The organism is Pantoea sp. EA-12, assembly GCF_030053355.1.
GTDB classification, from domain to species: Bacteria; Pseudomonadota; Gammaproteobacteria; order Enterobacterales; family Enterobacteriaceae; genus Pantoea; species Pantoea vagans_C.
This window is the reverse complement of sequence record NZ_JASGBY010000006.1, coordinates 328,831-337,178: the sequence shown is the minus strand read 5'-3', so window position 1 is coordinate 337,178 and position 8,348 is coordinate 328,831. Positions and strand designations below refer to the sequence as shown.

Below are 8,348 nucleotides of genomic sequence, written 5' to 3'. Positions count from 1 at the left end.
GGGTCTGATGGCTGAGGTCAACGGCTGCTGCCGGCTTCGCCGACGCTTTCACCGTCCCGGCAAAACCCCCGCCGGGCCTTTAAGGCCAGCCCGCGGGGCGGACTACACGGCCAAAAGAGGTAAATCTTAGGAATCTTTGTGAACTACATTTTTCCTACAGGCACCTAATTCTGTACAACTAAGCTCGTGAAATAAACACAGAACTAAAACAAAAGTGATGGCACGCAACTTAATGAAAATTAAGAAATAGCACTTTATGCAACAAAAACACACCTGTACCAAAACACAATCCGTGTACAAGTTTGAAGTGACTGTATAACTTTACGCTCAGACAGAGCCGATAAATTTTAACCATCTGAGAGGTTGCCCATGCGTCAGAACGTTAATACACACCCGGATACTGCCAGCGACATTGCACATTTTCATAACATTTCAGCACACGCTAACCAGCAGGAGACAATGGGGCAGGTCGTGGTTGAAATTCTTCAGGCCGGTAAAACCCTAAATCGCAAAGCGATCTGCTCGGTTTTACTGAAGCGTCTTGAAAATGCGGCGAGCGCGCATGAAGAGCGACACTATCAGTCACTGATTGCCATGCTGTTCTGAGGCCGTGAGCGCCTGTTATACCGATTTGATAACTGTACATCAGACAAGACACCCGGCGTGGTGTCTTAATTTTTTTACCCTGAGTGGTCAAAACCGTAGAGGCGGAAATGAGCAACTACGACATCAGCAAACTCAAAGATATTGTTCTTGGTGAGGCGAGCGTCCAACTGCTTTGCGCGGGTGGCAGAATCAGCGCACGGTCGCTCAAAGAGCACCTGGAAAAGATGATGGCAGATGAGGCGGTGCCGGAACGGACATCAGCCCTGAAGCTGGCTCTCGAAGAAATAGCCCCCAGGATTTCACAGAGTGAACATGCCGCTGAGTCACTGTTAGCCGGTTTTGCACCCAGCGGGGCCGGTGACAAGGATTAACCCTTAACTGCAAAGCAGTATTTTGCAAACCACAGGGACTTCAGAGAAAGCGGCTCGTAAACCGTTATCTCAAAACTCATTAACTTCCGAAAGGAATATGGAATTAAAATGCAGCAGTCTACCCACATCCAGACCACCGAAGCAGCGATCATTCACCACTTCCGCGATGCGGGAGACGACTTGTCTGCCGAAACGAAGGTGCTGGATGCGGTTATCAGGAGCATCGTCATTGAAGGCAGAAAGGTAACGACTAAAAACCTTATCCTGTGCCTCGTTGCCGAAATCGAGAATGAAACTGACGTTGTTCATCTCGATGTGCTGCGCAATACGCTGGAAATTGTGCTGGGCCGTACGCCCGAAAGTGAAAGGGCATAGCATTAACGGCGTGAAATTAAGTAAAAATGACTGATTGGCGATTTATTGCTGCAGGTGTAAAGATTCTGTTCATTAAACATGAGAGTCTCGCGCTCGCCAGCCTTGACGTAATGGTCTGACGACACGCTGAAAACTAACGTCAGTGCATCTGGCGGGCCAGCATTCTGATGGCAGCCCGGCACGCATTACGCACATCGTGACCAGCATCTGTTTCGCTCATCGCGTGAAGAGCCGTTGTTATTTCGTGAAGTGTGAGGTGTTCACCCGGCTTTAGAAGGCGTGCTACTACCGTCCCGATGACGGCGTAGATATCTTCGGCGGCGTCGTCATTATTCACATGACCTCCGTCCGTATTTGGATAGATATACAGTCTATCAAATTACCCCGCCCACAGAAACCGAAGCGGCCACGCCTGAAAGTGCATCAGTGCAGTTTGGAACGTGTTGTCTCATTCTGCACGGAGCCCGGCCTGGTTTCGTTTCCTCCGAATTTTAACTGCATCTCCTGCCTGACTTCATCAATGGCACGCTGAATGGCCTGACTCCGGACTTCACTGGTTTCTTTATTCATCGCCAACTGCAATTTTTGCAGGAGGGCGTTCCATGAAATGGCCGCCCGGGTTTCAAGAAGCTCGGTCACGGCTTCGCCGATGAGAATTTCCGTCTTATCATCTTCAGGTGTATTTTTCATAAATTATCCGGCAGGTAAAACATCCGGATATTTTATCACAGGTCTAACCTCCCGGAACACAACCGGAATCAGGGGTGCCGGTAACGCAATGCCCGCGAATGAACTTCATTTTTTAATAGAAGTTATCCTGCACGTATCTGAATACACCATCTGGCTAAGCTGAATCAGAACCAGGTTAACTTTAAGTTTCATCAGACCTTCCGGCGGGTTTAGCGCTTTTTACGTCAGCCGGGAGCGCATCAGCATCCAGCCGGTAAAGAGGGATGTCATGACGGCCGCTGTAACGGGCGGCCCACACCATGGCGCCTTTCCCGTCCTCAACATACTTTGAGCCCAGTGGCTCAATGATGGCCCAGGGTTTTGACAGCGCGCGCCGGTAATCCAGAATTTCCCGGGCCATTTCCCTGACCTCGGGGACGTAATCAATGTCATTTTCAGCGATGCGCTGCAGACGTTTATTACTGATCATTCAGTTGCTCCTGCAAATTTTCAGTGGACCCGAGAGGCTTTTCAAAACCTGACCGGCATCAGTCCCCATATCTTTACAATTTTTAACGGCCCTGAAACTTGCAAAGCCTCAGTCTGCGACTAATCTGGGCGGACCAGTGAAAAAAGTAAAAGCCTGCGAATAATTAGAATAGGAATAATTATGATAATGAGCGAGTTTCTGGAGCGGGTTAACCGCTGGCCAGCTATGCATTTCACAGCAATTGAATGCGAAAATCGGGATGGGGGATATGAAATTTATCTTCTCGACCAGAGCCATCAGACGGTCAGCCGGTTACTGATTTACCGTACTCCTGATCAGCAACATGCCAGCGCGATGACGGGGCATTTCCGGAGCTGGCTTGATAAGGTCAACAGAAAAAGGACACAGGTTCAGCCGAAGCTAGCGGGCAACAGCATTCTGGATAAATCCTCTGCAGCGCTTGCAAGGGTAAGAGGGAGAACGCCTCAGCAGAGTGCTGCGGCAAGATCCGTTTAACTCTATTTCGTGTGCTATAGACAAGCCAGCAGCCGAGAGCAGGCAGTGACCGGACGTCTTCCGGGAAATTACCCGGAAAAGTCCCTGATATCTGATGACGATTACATCGCTTCTCTGGACTCGGGCCAGGCAACAGCAGCACCGCCAGGGGAAAACAGACTCCCCTGAAAATCGATGATCCCTGCGGCTTCCAGCCACATCCACTCTTCCGGATGCTCAATGCCAGCGGCTATGATATTGATTTCAAGCGCTGAACAGCATCTGATAACGGCATGGACAACCGCCTGCTTAGGACCGCTGCGGTGAATATGGCGGATGATACCGGCGTCAATGCGAACCCTGTCAGGCTGAACGGTTGCCAGCAGAGAAAGTCCTGCAGAACCGTCGCCAAAGTTATCGATTGAAATGCTTATGCCCGCCTGTCTGAGATAGCGGATGGCGCGCGTGAATTCGTCCAGTTGCGATATGACTTCTCTTTCACTGACCCCTAGGATTACCTGCTCAGGCACAAGCCCTGCGGACTCAATTGCACTGACAATCTGGCCAACAGCGCCCGGAATCGCTACCAGCGTCATGGGCAGAATGGTGACATAAAGTGGGATCCCGTCGGGGCAGGCTTTGCCGGCTTTTTTCAGCGCAAGGCATACTGCACTCAGGTCATATTCATAGCGCTCATCATCGTTAAGGCCGTCCTGTAATCTGTCAGGAATAGCTTCAATAGCTGTCACTTCACGACCCAGCGGATCCACTACCGGTCTGAAGCTGATGCCCTTATCCCCGTAGGTAACGGGATCGTTGTCCGCCGGAACAAACTCCCAGTAGTCAGGAGGAAGCACTTCGAAATAGTTTTCTTTCTCGCGCGATTCGACGAAGGTTCTCAGGAACTGGAGTCCGCGATCGTCATAAGTCAGCCGGTAGCGGGAGGTACCCCTGTCCAGTACCGCCTGCAACACGGTCTCCTGAGCATGTGTTCTCAAATCAAAGAGCTCCATACCTGCATTACCGAACCGACGTGAGGGAGAATAATCCCGCATCAGTTCCACGACGTTATGATGGCGCCTGTCCGAGCAGATCCGCGCATAAACTTCCTGTACACCTGCTTCAGGCCCTTCAAGGATCTGAAAGAAGTGCGTGCCATTGAACAGCAGAATACCCGTGACGTTCCTACTCGCGTTGAAACCGCTCGCCTGGCTGACCATATCCGGCAGAATTTTGACGGGTACATCGTCTGAAATATGGCTTCTGTATATTATAGTTGTCAGCATGCTCTGCTCCGCTTAATTATGATTGTCCACGCACACCATAGCAGTCTGTATGCTTTACGGACACCTTATTATTAGCGGAGCGCAAGCTAAAAGATTATTTATTTATGCAGCGATGCTGTTGAGCTCTCCAAAAGAATAAACATTTGAAACATTGCGGTAAGCGTGACAACAACACCTGAAAACCAATCATAACTCCCCTTAAAATCGGAAAAGTGATAATACTTACACCTGGTTTAAGATGAACAGGAATGCCTTTCGATTAAGATTTTATAAACCTTCTTTCCGGGCATATAGTTTCAATAGCAAGCCAGGGCAAAAGATCATGACTGCCGTTCTTCACTTTAGGAAAAAATATTAAAATCTCACCACTCCATTTAGATGAATTTATTTACCGATTTTTTCAGAGAGTTATCTCGCAGTAATGTGTCTCGACCATTTATTTACGTTAGTTACAGGATAATCATGATTAAACTTCCTTTTTATGTTAGGCAGTATATAAAGAATAACGATACTCAAAACTGCTGATTGTTGACGATTCGCCACCGTCATTGAAAGGGGGAGGGGGAGCGGGACCAAAAAGGGGTATGAAATCAGGGCAAATAATCCTGATAAAAGACCCCTGGGCTTTCACCACGGGGTCAATAACTCAATTCATACAAAAAGATTTCACAACTAGCGCAAGGAGTGTAGCAGCGGATCGACAAACCACTCGACTTAACTCAAATTTTTTGAAAATTAATCAATTATTCTGTTTCGGAATTTTATCCCGGCAAAATCTTCTGTATTGCCTACAGTTGGTGGTGAGGTTGTTATTAACGTTAATGGAGGGAGTAATTTGTCTATTCAACACGACGGGAAAGGGCACGTCATCATTGGCGAAGCGGCACTTAGCCTTGCACTCAGCGAGCGGGAGATTAGCATTGAGTCTCTCATTGCGGAACTGGGTTTCATGGCCAGAGCAGGCGGCAGCAATGCGAGGCTCACTGAAATTTCGGAGGCCACCAGCTGGCTGAGAAGTTTTCATGAGCCGGAGCAGGCCTTCCGCCATGTGCCATACCTGTAGACGCTTGCAGGCCTGAACGACGAGAAGAACTGACGCCAGGAGACGTAGTCCGGCTCTGGCCGGAAAACGACAACGTGAACGACCTCATCGGTTGCGCCATCGCGTGAACCGGCCGGAGAAAATGTCAGGGACGACACTTTCTTCATCGTATCAGCATTTTAATCGTACCGGTCTTTCAGGTCTGGCATCTGCATGCTGAGATGCTACGCTAACTTTTAAACAGCATGCCCAGAAGCGCGCGTAAATGCCTTTCCTCTTCCGGATCGTGAGTCGCGTCAATCCGGCCTACAAGCTTAAGGCATATTGCAGTACGGGTCAGGCGCCTATCCTGCCTGAGTATTTCGACGGTAATATTCCCCAGCAATTCCATCTGAACCGGATCGGTAATTTGGTTTAAATAGCCGGGCAGCCCCGTTTCTTTTCCGGGGGGTAAGCCGTCCTGTCGCATCATCATTCCTGCGTAATCGTCATTTCACAGTGCGAAACGTAATTGAACTCATAAATAATGTACAGATAAGATTCTAGTTTCAAAACATGCTTTCATAATACCTTATATGTCGCATGTCAGATATGGGCCTTATAAGTTTAAATTATTAAGCCTGACTCAAGGGGAGTAACGATATTTTTCACTATATTTCAATGACTTGCATTGGGTCCGCTCCGCCTCGCTTATTTATCATGCACGTTATAAAAAGGACAAAAACTCATAAATTAAAGTAGTTCGTTATTTTATAGAAAAAATGAAATACTCATCCTGAATAATTACCTGCAGTCCGGTTTAACAACGTCAGGTAGACAGGGTTCGTTTTGCCTCCTGAAGTGAGGTTCGAATGAAAATGATCTGGTATTGTAACGCAGAGCTCGATATTCACATCGCTCTGCTGAAGCGGCTTATAGGCGAAGGTGAATTTAACTTGTCTATTCTTGAACAGAATGCGCCTCACGCTGATAATGCTGAGCGATTCTCTGCGCTCATTAACGCACGTATCGATGTTCTGGCAGAAGACAGGCAGGCCCTGGATAGGGTGGTGCGTGAAAAAAATATGCGCACCACGTACTGCGTTTATCCATGAAAGGGAATTATTGATATCTCCAATACTGACATAGCGCGGTTTTCAGGTTTGCAGGGTTTAACTTTGTATAAAGAGAGCGCAGACTGATCTTTCTCCCGGGCAATAATGCCCGCGGCCATTCACCCCACAAGGGGCATCTATGAACTCTCACACCACCGAAACCGTCTGCGGAATGACCGGTTTACTTCCGGGGATACTTTGTAACTGGCGGCGCGCAGGCCTTGTTGGCGCACCCGCCATGCCTGACGGATATACCGATGCGCAGCTGACGCACATTTATCAGATTCTTAATCTGACAGCCTCCGGCGATGCGCTGAGCGAAGTACGCCTGCGACTGAACGGGTATCCTGCGCCTGCCAGCGGCTGGGAGCAGCGCCGGAATGAACTGCATGTTCAGCTGGACGATCCTTCCAGTGAGCGTCTGCAGGATCGCATCCGCCAGACGGGGAGCGACTACTGCGGCGATGACTTTGTAAACTGTTATCTCAGACCGCTCAATATAATGCTACGCCGTGCCCGCAGACCGGACGCTCCGTTACGTTAGGCGCGCTTTCACAATGCAGTCGTGCGGCTTGCCTGCTCCATGATCAACGCAGCACACCGTCGTCATGCCGTACCGGTTTTCCTGGAAGCCGTCAGCGATGATGACACCACGGAGATATGGATGGAAGCGATCCGCCTCACCGGACAGGGTTGCCGGGTAGAGGTATGGCCGGACGTGACAGGCTATCCCGCCAGTGCCTCAGAACATCATAAGCACCACCTGATGTGGTGTGGAGCGGGGATCAGTCCGCTGATGAAGTGGAGTTTCAGGCAAAAATGTCGTGAAGACCTGCCCGTCATGCTGTGTGGCCCGGATCAGTCACTTCTGGCTGACCTCGTGACAGATGATTTGAAATGACTTGTACCCGCTGTCTGGCAGGGCAGCGAACATTACTACGCCTCACGGCGTCGCAGGTGTTGTATCAGCCTTTCACTGTGCCCTGACATATCCATGCCTCATGACTTCGACTGATAGTTAACCTGGCGGTCGGAACCCTGTGAGCGTTGCGGGACCGATCACGACTCAGGCAGGCGCTAGTCACCCTATGAAATCAGATATACCGATATCTGCTGTTTAATCATCAGCGGCTAGCTTCCCGAAGCAGGCCTTCCTGAATCCTGAACGATCACTATCGGCATCTCAAGATGAGTACGGGAAGTAAAGGATTAATTCTGACTGACGTCAGACACAGCTTCAGCTTCCCAGTCTGCCATCATTAAAACAAATTCGGGGACCCGTTAATTTGGCCACCCGTGCGACTCTGGCGAAACTCTGAACGTGACCCTCACAAGAGAAGGGCACCGCGCATTTTATGCCGTCTTGGTTATAATTTTTCTGGAGTAAACCTTAACCGGAACAAGATGATGCAGAACAATGACGACATCCTTTCAGCACTGACTGACACCAGACTGGCCAGTTTCATGCGCAGCGCGGGACCCGAGGCCAAAGACGAAGCCGCTTTACTGAATGAGGTGATATGCAGCGTACTGGTCGCTGAGGGTCGCGTGACCAATAAATCCCTCATCCTCCATCTCATCAGGGAACTTGAGTCAGCGTGCAGCGACAGGCAGGCAGACACACTTCGCAGGACGCTTGAAATCGTTGTCGGACACACACCTGATGACTGATTACAGGTGATGAAAGCAGCGGAAGGGTTCTGACAGACTTCCTGTTCCTGAACGAACGCTTCCGCTGGTATACGTCAGCAGGATGCGCAAAAAAGTCACGCCACCGCCTTAATCGTTACCGACATCTCCACACAAAAAAATATCTGCAGACAGGTTGGTTTACCCTGAATGTTATTAAGACAGAAATGAGAAAGTAATGACCCGTTATATCTCCCGATACGGGTTTTCATTAGCAGCCTTAATACTCTG

The 8,348-nt window shown here is 49.5% G+C and carries 14 protein-coding genes; 9 read left to right on the top strand and 5 right to left on the bottom strand.

Annotated features, from left to right (window positions below):
• The first annotated feature begins 369 nt into the window (after nucleotides 1-369).
• The 3 genes from ycgZ to QMZ30_RS12080 all read left to right on the top strand — a co-directional run bounded on the left by ycgZ (nucleotide 370) and on the right by QMZ30_RS12080 (nucleotide 1,352).
• Nucleotides 370-606 (top strand): regulatory protein YcgZ, encoded by a 237-nt coding sequence (gene ycgZ, locus QMZ30_RS12090; protein ID WP_058962400.1) that lies wholly within the window; start codon nucleotides 370-372, stop codon nucleotides 604-606.
• A 107-nt stretch (nucleotides 607-713) separates the two neighbouring features.
• Nucleotides 714-977 (top strand): hypothetical protein, encoded by a 264-nt coding sequence (locus QMZ30_RS12085; RefSeq protein WP_283227567.1) that lies wholly within the window; start codon nucleotides 714-716, stop codon nucleotides 975-977.
• A gap of 108 nt (nucleotides 978-1,085) precedes the next feature.
• Complete coding sequence (locus tag QMZ30_RS12080) at nucleotides 1,086-1,352, top strand: biofilm development regulator YmgB/AriR family protein (RefSeq protein ID WP_283227566.1); 267 nt, start codon at nucleotides 1,086-1,088, stop codon at nucleotides 1,350-1,352.
• A gap of 139 nt (nucleotides 1,353-1,491) precedes the next feature.
• Here QMZ30_RS12080 and QMZ30_RS12075 read toward each other — a convergent pair whose 3' ends face one another.
• From QMZ30_RS12075 to QMZ30_RS12065, 3 genes are all read right to left on the bottom strand, one after another.
• Entirely contained in the window at nucleotides 1,492-1,689 is a 198-nt protein-coding gene (locus QMZ30_RS12075) for a hypothetical protein (RefSeq protein ID WP_283227565.1), read from the bottom strand.
• Nucleotides 1,690-1,775: 86 nt separating this feature from the next.
• Complete coding sequence (locus QMZ30_RS12070) at nucleotides 1,776-2,042, bottom strand: hypothetical protein (protein ID WP_283227564.1); 267 nt, start codon at nucleotides 2,040-2,042, stop codon at nucleotides 1,776-1,778.
• A gap of 181 nt (nucleotides 2,043-2,223) precedes the next feature.
• Complete coding sequence (locus tag QMZ30_RS12065) at nucleotides 2,224-2,511, bottom strand: hypothetical protein (RefSeq protein WP_283227563.1); 288 nt, start codon at nucleotides 2,509-2,511, stop codon at nucleotides 2,224-2,226.
• A 186-nt stretch (nucleotides 2,512-2,697) separates the two neighbouring features.
• Between QMZ30_RS12065 and QMZ30_RS12060 the strand changes: the two genes are divergently transcribed.
• Nucleotides 2,698-3,027, top strand: coding sequence for a hypothetical protein (locus QMZ30_RS12060; RefSeq protein ID WP_282997086.1), 330 nt, complete (start codon nucleotides 2,698-2,700; stop codon nucleotides 3,025-3,027).
• 101 nt (nucleotides 3,028-3,128) lie between these two features.
• Here the strand turns inward: QMZ30_RS12060 and QMZ30_RS12055 are convergent, their stop codons facing one another.
• Entirely contained in the window at nucleotides 3,129-4,292 is a 1,164-nt protein-coding gene (locus tag QMZ30_RS12055; RefSeq protein ID WP_282997085.1) for a diguanylate phosphodiesterase, read from the bottom strand.
• Nucleotides 4,293-5,127: 835 nt separating this feature from the next.
• Between QMZ30_RS12055 and QMZ30_RS12050 the strand changes: the two genes are divergently transcribed.
• The gene (locus QMZ30_RS12050; protein ID WP_283227562.1) at nucleotides 5,128-5,355 is read left to right on the top strand and encodes a hypothetical protein; all 228 of its coding nucleotides are present in this window, start codon (nucleotides 5,128-5,130) and stop codon (nucleotides 5,353-5,355) included.
• A gap of 208 nt (nucleotides 5,356-5,563) precedes the next feature.
• Here QMZ30_RS12050 and QMZ30_RS12045 read toward each other — a convergent pair whose 3' ends face one another.
• Complete coding sequence (locus QMZ30_RS12045) at nucleotides 5,564-5,803, bottom strand: biofilm development regulator YmgB/AriR family protein (RefSeq protein WP_283227561.1); 240 nt, start codon at nucleotides 5,801-5,803, stop codon at nucleotides 5,564-5,566.
• Between the two features lie 382 nt (nucleotides 5,804-6,185).
• On the opposite strand from QMZ30_RS12045, the gene QMZ30_RS12040 reads away from it, so the two are divergent.
• From QMZ30_RS12040 to QMZ30_RS12025, 4 genes are all read left to right on the top strand, one after another.
• Nucleotides 6,186-6,428, top strand: coding sequence for a hypothetical protein (locus tag QMZ30_RS12040; protein ID WP_283227560.1), 243 nt, complete (start codon nucleotides 6,186-6,188; stop codon nucleotides 6,426-6,428).
• A gap of 139 nt (nucleotides 6,429-6,567) precedes the next feature.
• A complete protein-coding gene (locus tag QMZ30_RS12035) occupies nucleotides 6,568-6,972 on the top strand; it encodes a hypothetical protein (protein ID WP_283227559.1) in 405 nt (134 codons plus the stop codon).
• A 39-nt stretch (nucleotides 6,973-7,011) separates the two neighbouring features.
• Nucleotides 7,012-7,329 (top strand): hypothetical protein, encoded by a 318-nt coding sequence (locus QMZ30_RS12030; RefSeq protein WP_283227558.1) that lies wholly within the window; start codon nucleotides 7,012-7,014, stop codon nucleotides 7,327-7,329.
• A gap of 503 nt (nucleotides 7,330-7,832) precedes the next feature.
• Nucleotides 7,833-8,099 (top strand): biofilm development regulator YmgB/AriR family protein, encoded by a 267-nt coding sequence (locus tag QMZ30_RS12025; RefSeq protein ID WP_283227557.1) that lies wholly within the window; start codon nucleotides 7,833-7,835, stop codon nucleotides 8,097-8,099.
• The last annotated feature ends 249 nt before the right edge of the window (nucleotides 8,100-8,348 follow it).